A 15580-nucleotide genomic window follows, 5' to 3' on the forward strand; every position below is an offset into this window, starting at 1 on the left:
AAGCTGGCAACAACCAGAATAAAACTGGCTGGCAACCAACTGCGCATTCTACTGCTTTCCCGGACTATTAGTTGTCGATGGTACAGCTTCTGCCACAGCCGGCAAGTTAGCAGTTTTACCGATAGACTTGTTATCCGCAGCCAATCAAAATCCCTTTTGTACGGCTCCCGTTTATGGCTGCCTGGGCCGCGCCAGCTCAGCTTCAAGGTGTAGTTGAGCTCCGGTGACGCGGGCAGTTTTGGCTATCTTTGCCGCTTCTTCCTCGTCTTCGTCGCGCGGCCGGCTGGCTGTTGCGCTTGTGCTTATCCGTATGTCCGCTTCTGCTCCCACCCCGCACTTCACCCCCGATCCGCACAGTTACGCCCAACCAGCCGAAGTACGCGTGCAGCACCTGACCCTCGACCTCACCGTTGATTTCGAGGCCCGCACCCTGCACGGCTCGGCTACCTGGCAGCTGCAAAATCACGGCGGGGCTCCGGCTCTTTACCTCGACACCCGCGACCTGCACATTGAGGCGGTGCTGCTCGGCGGCACTACCGGAGAAGCAACCAACTTCGAACTGGGCGCGGCTGACGCGGTGCTGGGCCAGGCGCTCCGCATTGCGCTGCAACCTGACACGACGGCGGTTACTGTTTTGTATAAGACTGCACCCGGTGCGGCGGCCCTCCAATGGCTGAACCCGGAGCAAACCGCCGGCCGGGAGCAGCCTTTCCTTTTTACGCAGTCGCAAGCAATTCTGGCGCGCACCTGGATTCCCTGCCAAGACTCGCCCGGCATCCGATTCACGTACGAGGCCCGCGTGCAGGCCCCGTCGGAATTGCTGGCTTTGATGAGCGCCGAAAACCCGCAAGAGCGGAGCGACTCTGGCGAGTATCACTTCCATATGAGCCAGCCCATTCCAGCTTACCTCATGGCGCTGGCCGTCGGCGACCTAGCGTTTACGCCGCTTAGCGGCCGCACTGGCATTTATGCCGAGCCGGCTACGCTGCCCCTGGCCACGAGCGAGTTTCAGGATTTGGAAAACATGGTGGCCGCGGCCGAGGAATTGTACGGTCCTTACCGCTGGGACCGATATGATTTGCTGGTGCTACCTCCCTCCTTTCCGTTTGGTGGCATGGAAAATCCACGTTTAACATTTGTAACACCTACCATTCTGACCGGCGACCAAAGCCTGACCAGCTTGGTCGCCCACGAGCTGGCCCACTCCTGGAGCGGCAACCTCGTCACGAATGCCACCTGGAACGACTTCTGGCTGAACGAAGGCTTCACGGTGTACTTCGAGCGGCGCATCATGGAGAAGCTCTACGGCCGCCCCTACGCCGACATGCTTCAGGTGCTAGGACACTCAGCCCTACTCCATACCCTGACGGAGCTTGGCACCAGCAGCCCCGATACCCACCTGCACCTCGACCTCGCGGGCCGGGACCCCGACGAAGGCCTGACTGAAATTGCTTACGAAAAGGGCGACTACCTCCTGCTCACGCTGGAGCACCTGGTAGGCCGTGAAGCGCTGGACACCTTTATTAAGGAGTACTTCGCGCGGCACAGTTTTCAGAGCATGGACACGGCCACCTTCGTTGACTACCTGCGCCGCGAGCTTCTGGACCAACACCCGGGGCTGGAAGACAAGTTGCAACTCGATGCCTGGGTACACGGGCCGGGCATCCCGGCCGTGGCCCCACCCGTTAGCTCCGCCCTCTTCGAGGCCGTGGACGATGCGCTGCTCAGCTGGCGGCAGGGCACGCCGGCCAGCGAACTGAACACCGGGCAGTGGAGCAGCCACGAGTGGGTGCACTTTCTGCACGGCCTGCCCCAAACTATATCGGCCGAAGAATTGTCTGAGCTGGACGCAGCCTTTAGCTTCACCCAATCCGGCAACGCCGAAATCCTGGCGGCGTGGTTTCCCCGTACTATAGCCGCTGGCTACGCTCCCGCCGACAAAGCTCTGCATCGGTTTGTGACCCATGTGGGCCGGCGCAAATTTCTAACTCCGCTCTACAAGGCTTTGCTGGCTACGCCCGGCGGCCCGGCGCGGGCCCGGCTGCTCTACGCCGAGGCCCGACCCAATTACCACTCCGTTGCGACCAGCACTTTTGATGTGCTGGTGGGCAGAGCTTAAAAAATTGCTTGGGCAGGCTCGGAAGCTTGTATCTCAACGGTAGTGACTTTACATTTCGTTTTCCTTTAGTTGATTTTTCGCGTTGAAGACTTCCAAACCTCTAGGTAAGCTCATTGCCATCGGCGGCAATGAAGACAAGGGTACTTATCCGAACCCTCGCACCAAGAAGAAATACTACCTCAACTTTTTCGAGCTAGGAATTCTGAAACGGGTCATTCTTGAATCCGGCAAGGAAGACCCGCGCATCGAGGTCATCACGACGGCCTCCATGATTCCCGAAGAAGTGGGCCGCATCTACATTTCCTCGTTCACGATGCTGAATTGCAACAACGTGAACATTATGGACATCCGCACGCCGGAGGAAGCCCGCCAGCCCGAGTACCTGGAGCGTCTGCGCCAAGCCGATGTAGTGATGATGAGCGGCGGCAACCAGTCGCGGCTGACGGAAATGTTCGGCGGCTCGGAGTTTTTGCAGGTGCTCAAGCAGCGCTACTACGAGCAGCCCAACTTCATCATTGCCGGCACCTCGGCCGGAGCTATGGCCATGTCGCAGACCATGATCAAGGGCGGCAGCGTGCCGGATGCTCTGATGAAGGGCGCCGTGAAGATGGGCCACGGTCTGGGGCTGCTCAACAACGTGGTCATTGACTCGCACTTCGTGAAGCGCGGCCGGTTCGGGCGCCTCATCGAGGCCGTGGCTCTGCACCCCAAGCTCATCGGCATTGGGCTAGGCGAAGATACGGGCGTGCTCATCACCGAAGGTAGCCAGTTGGAAGCCATCGGCTCCAACCTGGTTATCATCATGGACGGCCACAAGCTAGAGCACAACAACGCGGCGTCCGCCAAAAAAGGCGAGGCCATCTCCATCGAAAACATGCTGCTGCACGCGTTGGTCAAAGGCAACCTCTACGACGTGACGCAACGCGAATTCTACCCCGACCTAAAACTACGCCAGCAAGCCACGGAGTCCGTCTTGATGACGGCCGGCAAAGACGCCAACGCGCCAGCTCCTACTCCAGCTGCTTAACCTATTAATATTCAGACGAAAACGCCGCGTATCTGGTTAGATACGCGGCGTTTTTTGTTCAGTGAAAAAATGGCTGGCTACTCCTTATATATATATAGGCGCAAAAAAGGTGGTTCTAGTCAGTCTTTATAAATCCCGATGTAAAGCTCGGAATTGGAGGCGATACTGCCCCGGTACATGCCTTCGGAGTTGAACGGCAACGCAAGGTTGCCGGCCCCGTCCACGGCTATCAAACCACCCTCCCCACCGATGGGCGCCAGCTTATCGTGCACCACAATGCGGCAGGCCTCGGCCAGGCTCAGGCCCCGGTACTCCATGAGGCAGCTGATGTCGTGGGCTACTACGGCGCGCAGGAAAAACTCGCCGTGCCCAGTGCAGCTGATGGCGCAGGTCCGGTTGTCGGCGAAAGTGCCCGCGCCGATAATGGGCGAATCGCCGATGCGAGAGTAGCGCTTGTTGGTCATCCCACCGGTGCTGGTGGCGGCGGCCAGGTTGCCGTGCTGGTCCCGCGCCACGGCCCCCACGGTGCCCATCTTCTTTTTTGGGTCTTCGCTGCCCGCGGGGAAAGCGGCCGGCTCGTCGATTGGGGCGGTGGTGGTTGGGTGGTGGCTGGCGGGCTGATGGATGGCGGCCGAATGGTCGAGGCGCATGCGGCCTTCGAGCAAGGCTTCCTGGAGTTGGTCGTAGCGCTGCTGGGTGAAGAAGTATTCGGCGGGCTGCATAGGCAAGCCATGCTCGCGGGCCAGTTCATCGGCGCCGGGGAAGGCCAGCAGTACATGGTCGGTGCGCTCCATAACGAGGCGGGCGGCCCGGATAGGATTCTGCACCGCCCGAACACCGGTTACGGCACCGGCGGCGCGGTTGCGGCCGTCCATGATGGCGGCGTCCATTTCGTGGTGGCCTTCGTGGGTGAAGACCGCGCCCCGGCCGGCATTAAACAAAGGACAGTCTTCGAGGCTGCGGACGGCGGTTTCCACGGCGTCGAGGGCGGAGCCGCCCTGGCGCAGTACGGCCTGGCCTGCCTCCAGGCTCTGGCGCAGGGCCGCCTGGTAGGCGTGTTCTTTTTCGGGCGTCATCAGCTGGCGCGAAATAGTGCCGGCACCGCCGTGAATGGCCAGCGCGAAGGGTAAACTCATGGGTGGCGGGGAGAGAAGAAAAGTGAAAACGTAAGGCAAAGGTACGCAGGCAGCTGTACCTGGACCGTGCCAATGCAGGCAGCCCAAACCCGTTTTTTTTCGTACGTTTGGTTTACTGTTTTCACTCCTCCAAAATATTTTCCTTATGGCTTACGATGCTACCGGCCGCCTGCACGAAATCTTCGATGAACAGCAGGTGAGCGAGAAATTCCGCAAGCGCGAGTTCGTGCTGGAAGTTGTAGATGGCCAGTACCCTGAGCATATCAAGTTCCAACTGGTGCAGGATAAAACCGCCCTCATCGACCAGTATAAAGTAGGCGACGAAGTGAAGGTGACGTTCAATCTACGGGGCCGCGGCTTCAACAAGAATGGCCAGATGCTCTACTTCACCAACCTAGAGGCCTGGCGTTTGGAAGCGGCTACCGGTGCCACGGCGGCTCCGGCTGGCGGGGGCTACCAGCAGCAGGCTGCTCCTCGCGCGGCCGCTCCGGCCCAAAACCAGAACCCGAACCTGCGCGCTTCGGCCGCCCCGATTGCCTCGGACGACGACAACGACCTGCCTTTCTAAGGGCTCGTTTTGCCACTGCTCTAAAATGCCGCTTCCATCACGGAAGCGGCATTTTTACTGGGAGGCTAATTAGCTGCTAGATTTCTAGCCATTAGATTACAGTTTCTAAAACTTACGGGCGGTGGTTTTCCGTTTATAGCGGAAGCTCTTCTTTTAGCTTCTACCCTCTCTCCGCTTTCCCGTTTCTGCCGCGCATGGCCGCATCTTCTATTCCTTCTCTCCGGGGTAAAACCGCGTTGGTTACCGGCGCCAGCAGTGGCATTGGGCTAGTTACGGCCCGCGAGTTGGCCCGCCGCGGCGCCCGCGTGGTGCTCGTAGCCCGCAACCCCGAAAAAGCCGAACGCGCCCGCGCTGCCATTCAGTTTGCCGTACCGGAAGCCCAGCTCGATGTTCGGCTCTTCGATCTATCGCTCATCGCTAATGTACGGGAGCTAGCCACCGAGATTCAGCGCGACTACAGCCAGCTCGATATTTTGGTCAACAACGCGGGCATCATGCCGGGGCCGCTTACTATTACCCCGGAGGGGCACGAGCTGAGCTGGGCCACCAACCACCTGTCGGTATTTGCGCTGACCAACCTGCTGCTGCCGCTCCTGACCGAAGCCGAGGCGGGCCGGGTGGTTACGGTTTCTTCGGAAGCGCACTGGTTCGGGGAGATTGAGCCAAGCCAGGAAATCCGCAACGCGCCCGAGAAGTACAGCTGGCTTACCGCCTACGCCGACTCCAAGCTCGCCAACATCTTATTCACCACTGAGCTGGCGCAACGGCTGGAGCTAACCTCCGTGACGGCCAACTGCCTGCATCCTGGGCTGGTTGATACGGGGCTGGTGCACCAAGGCAGTTCCTGGGCCATGAAGGCGCTGTGGTATCCGGCCAAGCCGTTTATGGTGAGCCCGGAGCAGGGTGCCCGCACCAGTTTGTATCTGGCCACGGCCCCCGAGGTGGCCAGCGTGAGCGGACGCTACTTCAAAAATGCCCGGCCCGGCCGCTGCTCCGACCGTTCGCAGAGCCGCTCGGAAGCAGCGCGGCTGTGGCGCATTTCGGAAGAAGAAACCGGAGTGGCATAAGCCTTGGCTTGCACCAGATGGCCCCTCCAAAGAGCAACCACTTGGTGCGTGAGAGAGTTATAATATGGAAACGCGGGGTGGCACAAGCTGAAGCGGAGCCTACATCATGTCTGACTTAGAGCAACTTATTCGTCAGGGAGAAGGAGAGCAGTTGGAATTCAAGAAGAAGACCACGCATCCTTCCCGTATCTCGCGCACGCTGGTGTCGTTGGCCAATACGCGCGGCGGCCGGGTGCTGGTGGGCGTGGATGATGATGGCCGCATTGTGGGCGTGCGCGACGCGGAGGAGGAAATGTATCTGCTGCGCCAAGCCGCCCAGCAGTACGCCGACCCGCCGCTGACGCTGCGAATCAAGGAGTTGGAGCAAGAAGGCCGCACCGTGCTGGTTGTGACGGTGCCAGAGAGTGCGCACAAGCCGCACCGCGCCCAGGTGGCCGAGGGCGACTGGCGGGGCTACGTGCGCGTGCGCGACGAAAGCGTGCAAACCAGCCAGCTCACCGAAAAAGCCCTGGAACGCCACGACCTGCTGGAAATGCCGCGCCTGGAAAAGCTGCCCCTCAACAAAGAGGAGTTGGCCGTGCTCGACTACCTGGGCAAAAACCCGCGCATCACGCTGGCGCAGTACATGAAGCTGCTGAATATCGGGAAGCGCCGGGCTTTTCGCACCCTTATTAAATTAACGCTGCACGGCTATATCAAGCACCACGACAAGGAAAAGGAAGTGTATTATACCCTGTAAGTATTTTAACTACCCGACAGTAGCAGGTTATTCAAACTTTCATCTAGTGCTCCTATCTTTTCATTCCAATATCGGATAGCATCGGCATTTAAAATACGTCCTTTTTTATCGGACAAATCACGTGGTATAGCCCATCTTTGGTGTGCGTTTTTTATTTTATCTTCTTCCGATTCTTTTTTAGTTATTGGCTCTTCGCGCTTCATCCAAAAGCGTAAACCGGCTACATATTTATCTTTCTTATCCTGCAAATATTCTATGAGCTTTTCGGTGGTGGCTGGAATATAACCGGGGCCTGAACAGCCGCAGGAATGAAAGGTAACTCCCACCGTATACAGGTTTTGCAGATGACTCCACGCCTTCAAATCGTCTTTTTTGGGCGATTTGAAATCCAGGCCCATGTCGGCCATAAGGCCACTACACTCGGGGCATTTTGCGTCTAGCGAATCCTTATAGGTTTTATCTCTATCAATATCATGTAATATCCTGCGCTTGAAGGTTTTTCGACACGCAAAGCAGGCGTAATGTGCTTTGTAGGAATACATGCCATATCTGCACATAATCTCAAAATTAAGTAAGTGTGAGCACTGCTGAAATATAATTCAGCAGTACGTTTTAAGCAGGTTGAATTAAGTCCCAAAGATTGCCGTACAAATCAGCAAAAACCAAGACCTCTCCGTAGGGATGCTTGATGGGCGGCTGAGTGATTCTGACGTTGTGAGTTTGCAGATTGGCGTAGTCGCGGGCCAGATCATCGGTGTAGAGGAAGAAGGCCACGCGGCCGCCGGTTTGGTTGCCGATGCGGGTGGCCTGTTCCTCGTTGTCGGCGCGGGCCAGGAGCAATTCGGCGCCGGTGTTGCCGGGCGGGGCTACCCGTACCCACCGTTTTTCGGGACTCAGAGCGGTATCCTCCAGCAGCGCAAAGCCCAGCTTACGGGTGTAAAAGTCAATGGCTTCGTCGTAGTCGGCGACTACCAGCGTAACAAGAGCAATACGTTGGGACACAGGTGTGGGGTTGGTAGTGAGTAGTCAGTAGTGAGTATTGAGACGTGAGTAGTGAGACATTAGTAGTCAGACGTGTTGTATCAACTGCTACTGCTTTTCGACAAGTTGCTTTTAATCTCAATACTCACTACTGACTACTCAATACTAAAAAAACAAGCGGCCGGCGCAGCAGAAGCTGTACCGGCCGCCTCTTCGGAGCAGCAAGGCGTTTATTCCTGCTTGCGCGCGCGCGCTTGTTTTTTCTCTTCTTTGGCGGCCTTTTTCTCCTTGGTGGTTTTGACCGGCTCTTTCTTTTTCTCCTTGCGAGCGTCTTGTGCCTTAGCCATGATGAGTTGAGGAATTAAGGGTGAGAAGTTGCTGAAATAACGCTTCGGGCGGCGGGCATGTTGCCCGCAAACCCACTAAGCTATCAGCTGCGGCAGATACCGTTCCTGCAATATATGCAGATGATGCGCTTCGTGGCCGGCCAAAATGAAGCCCAAGGCCCGCACGCTCACCGGCTGGCCGCTAGCCGTACCCGTACGGCCCAAGTGCTCAGCCCCAAACGACTGGAGCAAGCTCAGGGTAGCGGCTCGCACGGTATCGTATTCGGCCAGGATATCCGGCGTGCTCCGCTCGTTGGCGCCGGAGGCAGGCACGTAGTCGTCCTGCTCGAAACCGGGCAGCGGCGTTTGGTCGCCGCGGGCGATGCGCAGGGCGCGGTAGGCGAAGATGCGCTCCGTGTCGATGACGTGCACGAGCATTTCCTTGAGGGTCCATTTGCCGGGCGCGTAGGCCAGGCGGCCCTGCTCCTCGGTGAGACCAGCTAACAGCTGACGCAGTTGCTGCGGCTGGGTGCGCAGCAGCTCCAGCGGGTCGTGGCCGGTGGGAATGCGGCTGGTGTAGCGCTCGTAGTAAGGCGCGTACTCCGTGTCGGCGGGGCGGGTGATAAAGTGGCTCATGCGGGCAAACGTAGCACAAATTGCCCATTTTTCGAGCATGCTACGCAGTAGCAGCCTTAGCTTGATTCAACTTCAGCCGGCGGCCAATCCGGGCCAGGCAGCGTGAGCGTACGCCGGGCTCCTTGGTGGCGGAGCGTCAGGTGCAGCGGATACGCCACGGCCGGGCGGCGCGTGGGCACCCAGCCTCGTCCCTGCCCCGACACAATGAGCAAGCCCTCATCGGTACCCAAAGCCGCGAATTCCGGCAGCACGGGGCCACGCGGAAAAGGCAAAATGCCATGGGTCTGCGCCAATAAGTGGCAATACGCCGGCACGTCGGGCACCACCAAGCCTACCTCGCTCAACTCTAATAAGGAGTCGGGCCCGAATGACGTAGTGGAAGCGTTTTGTAACGGGGCGCGTGCTATGCATTCGAGGATGTTGCCGGTGGCATCGTGGAAATACACGGACTTTGCTTGCCAGTTGCGGAAGTCGGCAATGCAGCCTGTTTCGTCCACGGGCAATAGCTCCAGACGGGCTTGTAGCCAGTACTGCGCCGCTTCTATTTGGTTGGCGGGCACCGTGAAGGCCAGGTGGTAAAAGGGCGTCTCCCCGGCCGGCGCCGGATGAAACACCAGCGTGGAAGTACCCACCGATACCGTCACTTGGCCCGTTTTGGAACTGTGCGTGGGCAGCCCAAGGGTTTCGGCGTAGAAGCGCCGGGTGGCTGCCAGGTCGGCCGTTTGGAGGTGCAGGTGGAGCAGGTGCATAAAGCAATATCGAGCTGCTGAGCCGACAGTAGGTAGGAGAGGCAAATAGCTCGTTTCTAAGCAGACTAAAGGCCTGCGACTTGTACGTGTATTTTCAAAACCCAAGAAATAGATTACAAAAACGCAACTCTATTTGTAATCTATTTCTTGGGTTTCGAAAATACACGTACAAGCTTCATTGCCGGCGCGCAACTGTTGTCCGATGATTTATTCAAAGATCAGACGCTGTAGTCGTTCCGGCGTTACGAGGAGCAGGCTAACTGCACTTTAGCTTCCTGCGTACAAGTAGCTTCATCCTCATATTTCCTTGCCCATGTCTTCTCTCGTCGAAAAAGGTCTTTCTATTTCCAAAAACGCACTGTTCAGCGTGTTTCTCAACCGCGCCGGCAAGCTGCTCGGGCGTCCGTTTAAGGTGGTGTTGGTGCTGAACGAAGTGGCCAACAAGCTCGCCAGCAAAGAAAGCGGCGACAACAAATTCAAGCAGCTTTTTGACGTGGCCCGCACCGTGGTTCGGCTGGTGCGCAACTACGTAAGCGGCAGCTACCGCCAAATCGAAACCAGCACCATTGTGGCGGCGCTAGGTGTGCTGCTCTACACCCTCTCCCCCGTTGATCTGGTGCCCGATTTCGTCCCGGTAGTGGGTTTTCTGGATGATCTGGCGCTGCTGAGCTGGTTCGTGGAGAAGTTTCAGGGAGAAGTAACCCGTTTCCGCGAGTGGGAGCAAACCCACGCTGCTGAAGAAACTGACGACATACCAGCCGCTGCCGCAACCCCAGTCTACGCCGCCTCCAACACCAACGCCGAAAACGCCCCGGCCGTCGCCGAAATGGGGCACTCTTAACGCGCCGCTTTCGCTACCGCACCAAAACGCCCGGCCTTTCCAGGCTGGGCGTTTTGAGTTTAGCACACTGCGTAACACTGCGTAACACTGCGTAACACTGCGTAACACTGCGAGAAACCACGCCTGCGCCATGCACAAGCAGGTTATCTTTGCCGCTCACCACCCACTCTTTATGCGCGTTATTTCCCGGCTAGTTCTACTGGCCCTCACCCTTGTTACCCTGATTCCCGCCGCCCGCGCCGATGAAGGCATGTGGCTGCCGCTGCTGCTTAAGCAGCTCAACGAGGCCGACATGCAGCGCAAGGGCCTCAAACTCACCGCCGACCAGATTTATTCCATCAACCAGGGCAGCCTCAAAGATGCCGTGGTGCAGTTTGGGGGCGGCTGTACCGGCGAGATTATCTCCGACCAGGGCCTGCTGCTCACCAACCACCACTGCGGCTACGGCCAGATCCAGCAGCATTCCTCCGTCGAAAACGACTACCTCACCAAGGGTTACTGGGCCATGAACCGGGAGCAGGAGCTGCCCAATCCCGGCCTCACGGCCACTTTCATTGTTCGCATGGAAGACGTGACCAGCCAAGTGCTGGCGGGCGTGCCTACGCAGAACATTCTGGAAGCCGACCGGGAAAAGCTGGTGCAGGCCAACAGTCAGCGCATTGCCCAGGCCGCCGTGCAAGGCACGCACTACCAAGCCTTTGTGCGGCCGTTTTACAACGGCAACGAGTACTATCTGTTCGTGACGGAGGTGTTCGAGGATGTGCGCCTCGTGGGAGCCCCACCGAGCAGCATCGGCAAGTTTGGGGGCGACACCGACAACTGGGCCTGGCCCCGCCACACCGGCGACTTCAGCATCTTCCGCATCTACGCCGGCCCCGACAACAAACCCGCGCCGTACTCCGCTGCCAACGTGCCCTTTAAGCCGCGCCACCATCTGCCCATTTCGCTGGCCGGCGTGCAGCCCGGCGACTTCACGCTGGTGTTCGGCTTCCCTGGCCGGACCAACGAGTACCTCACTTCCTGGGGCGTTGAGGAGGTGTATTCAATTTCCAACCCCGCCAAAATCAAAATTCGCGACGCCCGTTTGAAGGTGTGGGATGCCGATATGAAGGCGTCTGACCAAATCCGCATTCAGTACGCGGCCAAGTATGCCAGCCTTGCCAACTACTGGAAGAAGTGGATGGGCGAAAACCGGGGCCTCAAAAAGCTGGACGCCGTGACGCGCAAAAAGGAGCAGGAAGCCGCCTTCCAGCAGTGGACTACCGCTGGCGACGAAGCCCGCCGCGCCGCCTACGCCACCCTGCTGCCCCAGCTTCAGAAGCAGTACGCCACCGTGCGCGACTACACCCTGGCCCGCGACTACGTGACGGAGGCTGCAATGGGCGTGGAGCTAGTAGCACTGGCTAACAGCCTGTTGCCCCTGACCGAGCTGGCTGATAAGAAGCTCCCCCCCGCCGAGTTGGCGGCCACCGTAGACAAATTTCGCGGCGGCACGGCCAATTTCTACAAGAGGTCCAACCTCGCCACGGACGAGAAAGTGGCCGCCGCGCTACTGCCCCTCTACGCCAACGGTACGCCCGCCGCGCTGCTGCCCTCTTACGTGAAGGAGGTGCAAAAGCAATACACTGGCAAAGGCGGCTGGGCGGCTTACGTGGCCCAGCTCTACGATAAGTCGCGCCTCACGACGGACGCAGGTGCCCGGGCTATTTTCGACGAAGTAGCCAAAGGCAACTTCCGCACCCTGCTCGATGACCCGGCTATTCAACTGGCCTCCAGCATCATCACTAATTACCGCACAAACATTCTGCCCATCTATACGGCGGCCACTGACCAGATTGCGCTGCTCCAACGCACTTACGTGGCGGGGCTGCGCCAGCAGCAAACGGAGCGCAAATTCTACCCCGACGCCAACTCCACCCTGCGCGTATCCTACGGCCAAGTGCAGCCCTACCAACCCGCCGACGGCACGAAGTACGATTTTTACACCACCCTCGACGGCATCATGGAAAAAGCCGACCCTACCAATCCCGAGTTCACAGTGCCGGCCCGCCTCGTGGAGTTGTACAACGCCAAAGACTTCGGCCCCTACGCCTACAAGGGCACCGTTCCGGTAGCCTTCATTGCCACCAACCACACCACCGGCGGCAACTCCGGCTCCCCCGTCATCAACGGCCGCGGCGAGCTAATCGGCATCAACTTCGACCGTAACTGGGAGGGCACTATGTCCGATATCATGTTCGACCCCGACCGGGTGCGCAACATCACCCTCGATGTGCGCTACCTGCTGTTCGTAGTTGACAAGTTCGCCGGGGCCGGGCATCTGGTACAGGAGATGACGCTGGTGAACGGGCCCGCTGCTGCCCCGGCCGATGGCAAGAAGCCAGAGAAAAGCAAGGTAAAACGCAAGCATACCCGTGAGAAAGTGAGTTAGGTATTTGTGTTGCTGCAACCTTAGCCACCGCCCGCCGCTCTCGTAGTAGCGGGCGGTTTTGTCATACTCCTACTCATTCTCTCTTTTGGTTATGAAGGCATTGTACTTCTATTTATTACTGCTGTGCCTCACGATACAGCCCGGATCCAGCCAAAAACTGATGCTATCCGGCGGCTACACGCGCGTGGGCGAGAAGTCATTTTCCGGCGCGGCTTCCGCGGGGTTACACGCCATATTCCCAATTGGCCGACATGTAGGGGGTGGTGTAGCAATCGGAGCCGCTCGCAACCGCCAGCCGTATCAAGAGGTTCTGTTCTCTCCCGATGGCTACCCTCCTCGATCCATCACCGAATATCATAACTCGTTGTATTCGTTGCACGCTTTTCTGGCGGGTCGTCTGTCGGTGGGCCCCAAAGTCGAAGTCACGCTAGGCCCAAGCGCCGGCCTGTACGTAGTGGGCGCCCGCGAAAGAAGTGATGAACTGAAGCCAGGCTTTGGGCTGTGGTCCAATCTGACCTACCAGCGCCTCGGTGGCAGCCGCTTCAACCTGGAAGCCATATTCCACCCGCGGGTGCTCCTGCATAGTGTTCCGGTTGAGGATCTTAACTTTCGGTTTGAAAAGCAACAGCTGTTTGTGTGGGATGCGCAGGTGGGCGTATCCTATACTTTATTGAAGTAGCGGGCCTAACTTTAGCTGTCTCCCTGCTTTACATTTCTCTTTTGAATCGGATTCTCCTCGCTTACGGCCTCTTGCTCCTCACGGGCCTCTTCAGCGCAACGCCGCCCCCAGCCTCCTCCACCGTACTGCTATTGTTGCGTCCAGCGGCCGTCTTCGATGGCGAAACCCTGCATTCCGGCTGGTCGGTCTTGGTAGAAAACGACCGAATACGAGCCGCTGGGCCGGCCGCGCAGGTACCAACGCCCGCCGGAACTCGCGTCCTGGACCTCCCGGGCCTAACCCTGCTGCCAGGCCTCATCGAAGGCCACTCCCACCTGCTGCTCCACCCCTACAACGAAACCACCTGGAACGACCAGGTACTGCTAGAGTCGCAGGCGCTACGCGTGGCGCGGGCCACCGCCCACGCGCGGCGCACGCTGGAAGCCGGCTTCACCACCACCCGCGACTTAGGCAGCGAAGGGGCCGGTTATGCCGATGTCGGCCTCAAACAAGCCATCGACGAGGGCCTGATACCGGGCCCGCGCCTGTTGGTGGCCACCCGCGCCCTCGTGGCCACGGGCAGCTACGGCCCCAAGCTTGCCGCTGATGTTGACGTACCCCAGGGCGCCCAGCAGGCCGATGGCCCGGAAGGCGTGCTGCGCGCCGTGCGCGAGCAAATCGGGAAGGGCGCGGATATTATTAAGGTGTACGCCGATTACCGCTGGGGCAAGGACGAACCCAGCCGCCCCACTTTTTCGCAGGAAGAGCTGAACCTGATAGTGCAAACGGCCCACAACGCCGGCCGCCCGGTAGTGGCCCACGCCTCCACGCCCGAAGGTATGCGCCGCGCCACACTGGCTGGCGTGCAAACCATAGAGCACGGCGATGGCGGCACCGCGGAAGTATTCCGGCTCATGAAGCAACGCGGCGTCGCCCTTTGCCCTACCGTAGCGGCCGGCGATGCTGTGTCGCAGTACCGGGGCTGGCGCAAGGGTGAAGGCCCGGAGCCGGAGCGCATCCAGCAAAAGCGCGCCAGCATGAAAGCCGTCCGCCAAAGCGGCGTAACGCTGGCCTTCGGCGGCGACGTAGGCGTGTTCGCCCACGGCGACAACGTGCGCGAAGCCGAGCTGCTGGTGCGCGAATACAACTACACGCCGCTGGAAGTACTCCGGGGCTTCACCAGCGGCAATGCCCGCATCTTTCAGCTCCCCGACCGGGGCCGCATCCAGCCCGGCCTGCTCGCCGACCTCGTAGCCGTGCAAGGCGACCCCACGCAAGACATAGCCGCTCTACGCCAGGTACGGCTCGTGCTGAAAGGTGGCGTGGAGGTGAAGTAGCGCAGCGATCTGTTCCGCGACGAGCGGAGCGAGTTCCTACGCGCTAGCACCAACTGGCGCAGTGCCGGATACTCGCCTGCGGCTCGTGCGCGGAACAGATTTCCGTGCTACGGCCGCTCTATTCTCAAGGCTTGCAGCTGCGCAGCATACTGGTCATAAATCACCCGCAGGTCGGCGCCGTGCTTGTCGGCATCTACCCCAATGCTGACGTTGCTGGAGTGGAAGCGGTGCAGGTGGCTGATGTGGGGCGACAGAACGGGCAGGTGCCCGGCCAGCAGAAACCGCACGTACAGGTCCAGATCTTCGGCCATGCTCAACTCCTCGTTATAGCCACCTACTTCATCAAACAAAGCGCGGCTGTAGCACACGTTGCCCTGGATGAAATGCTCGGCCCGGAAAATGGCGCGTAGCATGTCCGTGGGTGTTTCGAAGCGCCAGGCGTAATAATCTTCCCCCGGCAGGTAGCGGCGCTCCTCATCGACGCGCAGGAAATCGGCCACGAACCAAGGCTGGTTAGCGTGGCGCTGCAAGAGGTCGGCGTAGTGGTAGAGGCAGCGTTGCAGCAGCACATCATCGTCGTCGAGAGGAACGAGCCAGCCATCGGCGGGCGTCTCGCGGATGAGCAGGTTGCGGGCCGGACCGGGCAGCAGCTTGGTGCTTTGGCTCAAGTAGCGCAGAGGCGAACCTTCTTGTGTGGTTGCGGTTCGTAGCCAGTCGGCGGTTCCGTCGGTGGAGGCATTTTCGCAGATGAGATGCTCAAAGCTGAAATCGAGCGGCGCGGAAACGGTGGCCCGGACGCTGGCCACGGCTTCGGGTAGAAACTGCTGGCGGTTGTAGGTCGGCGTGATAACCGTGAAGTGCATAGTGAGGAGCTTGGGAGAGTAACAGATGCTCTCTATTCCTGTTCTGTCGTGAAAAAGTTGCCTTTCGTCTTTTTCCGGCCTAACTCTGGTCGACACGGCAGC

15 protein-coding genes are annotated in these 15580 nt (G+C 59.2%); 9 read left to right on the plus strand and 6 right to left on the minus strand.

Translation table 11 applies throughout. From position 1 onward, the window contains the following. Window positions 1-310: 310 nt before the first annotated feature. Both ACYSMN_RS07985 and ACYSMN_RS07990 read left to right on the plus strand, forming a co-directional pair. Window positions 311-2119, plus strand: coding sequence for a M1 family metallopeptidase (locus ACYSMN_RS07985; protein ID WP_488923332.1), 1809 nt, complete (start codon window positions 311-313; stop codon window positions 2117-2119). A gap of 82 nt (window positions 2120-2201) precedes the next feature. Continuing rightward, complete coding sequence (locus ACYSMN_RS07990) at window positions 2202-3146, plus strand: cyanophycinase (RefSeq protein ID WP_488923333.1); 945 nt, start codon at window positions 2202-2204, stop codon at window positions 3144-3146. Window positions 3147-3265: 119 nt separating this feature from the next. On the opposite strand, the gene ACYSMN_RS07995 is transcribed toward ACYSMN_RS07990, so the two are convergent. After that, window positions 3266-4282 (minus strand): isoaspartyl peptidase/L-asparaginase family protein, encoded by a 1017-nt coding sequence (locus ACYSMN_RS07995; RefSeq protein ID WP_488923334.1) that lies wholly within the window; start codon window positions 4280-4282, stop codon window positions 3266-3268. A gap of 145 nt (window positions 4283-4427) precedes the next feature. Here ACYSMN_RS07995 and ACYSMN_RS08000 point away from each other — a divergent pair, with 145 nt between their 5' ends. From ACYSMN_RS08000 to ACYSMN_RS08010, 3 genes are all read left to right on the plus strand, one after another. Next, the gene (locus ACYSMN_RS08000) at window positions 4428-4850 is read left to right on the plus strand and encodes a DUF3127 domain-containing protein (protein ID WP_488923335.1); all 423 of its coding nucleotides are present in this window, start codon (window positions 4428-4430) and stop codon (window positions 4848-4850) included. 194 nt (window positions 4851-5044) lie between these two features. Continuing rightward, window positions 5045-5917, plus strand: a complete 873-nt coding sequence (locus ACYSMN_RS08005; protein WP_488923336.1) for an SDR family oxidoreductase — start codon at window positions 5045-5047, stop codon at window positions 5915-5917. 106 nt (window positions 5918-6023) lie between these two features. After that, complete coding sequence (locus tag ACYSMN_RS08010) at window positions 6024-6656, plus strand: AlbA family DNA-binding domain-containing protein (protein ID WP_488923337.1); 633 nt, start codon at window positions 6024-6026, stop codon at window positions 6654-6656. A 5-nt stretch (window positions 6657-6661) separates the two neighbouring features. On the opposite strand, the gene ACYSMN_RS08015 is transcribed toward ACYSMN_RS08010, so the two are convergent. The 4 genes from ACYSMN_RS08015 to ACYSMN_RS08030 form a co-directional block, all read right to left on the minus strand. Then, on the minus strand, window positions 6662-7198 hold the full coding sequence (locus ACYSMN_RS08015) for a hypothetical protein (protein ID WP_488923338.1): 537 nt from the start codon (window positions 7196-7198) through the stop codon (window positions 6662-6664). A 70-nt stretch (window positions 7199-7268) separates the two neighbouring features. Next, window positions 7269-7658 (minus strand): VOC family protein, encoded by a 390-nt coding sequence (locus tag ACYSMN_RS08020; RefSeq protein ID WP_488923339.1) that lies wholly within the window; start codon window positions 7656-7658, stop codon window positions 7269-7271. Window positions 7659-8059: 401 nt separating this feature from the next. After that, window positions 8060-8599, minus strand: a complete 540-nt coding sequence (locus tag ACYSMN_RS08025; RefSeq protein WP_488923340.1) for a DinB family protein — start codon at window positions 8597-8599, stop codon at window positions 8060-8062. Window positions 8600-8655: 56 nt separating this feature from the next. Next, window positions 8656-9348 carry a VOC family protein gene (locus ACYSMN_RS08030; RefSeq protein WP_488923341.1) on the minus strand — a complete coding sequence of 231 codons (693 nt, stop codon included), beginning with the start codon at window positions 9346-9348 and terminating at the stop codon, window positions 8656-8658. Window positions 9349-9661: 313 nt separating this feature from the next. On the opposite strand from ACYSMN_RS08030, the gene ACYSMN_RS08035 reads away from it, so the two are divergent. From ACYSMN_RS08035 to ACYSMN_RS08050, 4 genes are all read left to right on the plus strand, one after another. Continuing rightward, complete coding sequence (locus ACYSMN_RS08035) at window positions 9662-10189, plus strand: YkvA family protein (protein WP_488923342.1); 528 nt, start codon at window positions 9662-9664, stop codon at window positions 10187-10189. A gap of 130 nt (window positions 10190-10319) precedes the next feature. Beyond that, window positions 10320-12620: a S46 family peptidase gene (locus tag ACYSMN_RS08040; protein ID WP_488923343.1), complete on the plus strand. Its 2301-nt coding sequence runs from the start codon at window positions 10320-10322 to the stop codon at window positions 12618-12620. A gap of 91 nt (window positions 12621-12711) precedes the next feature. Next, window positions 12712-13299 (plus strand): hypothetical protein, encoded by a 588-nt coding sequence (locus ACYSMN_RS08045; RefSeq protein WP_488923344.1) that lies wholly within the window; start codon window positions 12712-12714, stop codon window positions 13297-13299. A gap of 41 nt (window positions 13300-13340) precedes the next feature. After that, on the plus strand, window positions 13341-14615 hold the full coding sequence (locus ACYSMN_RS08050; protein WP_488923345.1) for a metal-dependent hydrolase family protein: 1275 nt from the start codon (window positions 13341-13343) through the stop codon (window positions 14613-14615). Between the two features lie 107 nt (window positions 14616-14722). Here the strand turns inward: ACYSMN_RS08050 and ACYSMN_RS08055 are convergent, their stop codons facing one another. Further along, window positions 14723-15478: a glycosyltransferase family 2 protein gene (locus tag ACYSMN_RS08055; RefSeq protein ID WP_488923346.1), complete on the minus strand. Its 756-nt coding sequence runs from the start codon at window positions 15476-15478 to the stop codon at window positions 14723-14725. Window positions 15479-15580: the final 102 nt, after the last annotated feature.

The sequence above is a fragment of the Hymenobacter sp. M1-2 genome, assembly GCF_057808495.1.

Bases quoted from the DNA above. Each gene is read 5' to 3' on its own strand.
- ACYSMN_RS07985 (WP_488923332.1), top strand. From the start codon at position 311: ATGTCCGCTTCTGCTCCCACCCCGCACTTCACCCCCGATCCGCACAGT.
- ACYSMN_RS07995 (WP_488923334.1), bottom strand. From the start codon at position 4,282: ATGAGTTTACCCTTCGCGCTGGCCATTCACGGCGGTGCCGGCACTATT.
- ACYSMN_RS08000 (WP_488923335.1), top strand. From the start codon at position 4,428: ATGGCTTACGATGCTACCGGCCGCCTGCACGAAATCTTCGATGAACAG.
- ACYSMN_RS08005 (WP_488923336.1), top strand. From the start codon at position 5,045: ATGGCCGCATCTTCTATTCCTTCTCTCCGGGGTAAAACCGCGTTGGTT.
- ACYSMN_RS08010 (WP_488923337.1), top strand. From the start codon at position 6,024: ATGTCTGACTTAGAGCAACTTATTCGTCAGGGAGAAGGAGAGCAGTTG.
- ACYSMN_RS08015 (WP_488923338.1), bottom strand. From the start codon at position 7,198: ATGTATTCCTACAAAGCACATTACGCCTGCTTTGCGTGTCGAAAAACC.
- ACYSMN_RS08025 (WP_488923340.1), bottom strand. From the start codon at position 8,599: ATGAGCCACTTTATCACCCGCCCCGCCGACACGGAGTACGCGCCTTAC.
- ACYSMN_RS08030 (WP_488923341.1), bottom strand. From the start codon at position 9,348: ATGCACCTGCTCCACCTGCACCTCCAAACGGCCGACCTGGCAGCCACC.
- ACYSMN_RS08035 (WP_488923342.1), top strand. From the start codon at position 9,662: ATGTCTTCTCTCGTCGAAAAAGGTCTTTCTATTTCCAAAAACGCACTG.
- ACYSMN_RS08040 (WP_488923343.1), top strand. From the start codon at position 10,320: ATGCACAAGCAGGTTATCTTTGCCGCTCACCACCCACTCTTTATGCGC.
- ACYSMN_RS08045 (WP_488923344.1), top strand. From the start codon at position 12,712: ATGAAGGCATTGTACTTCTATTTATTACTGCTGTGCCTCACGATACAG.
- ACYSMN_RS08055 (WP_488923346.1), bottom strand. From the start codon at position 15,478: ATGCACTTCACGGTTATCACGCCGACCTACAACCGCCAGCAGTTTCTA.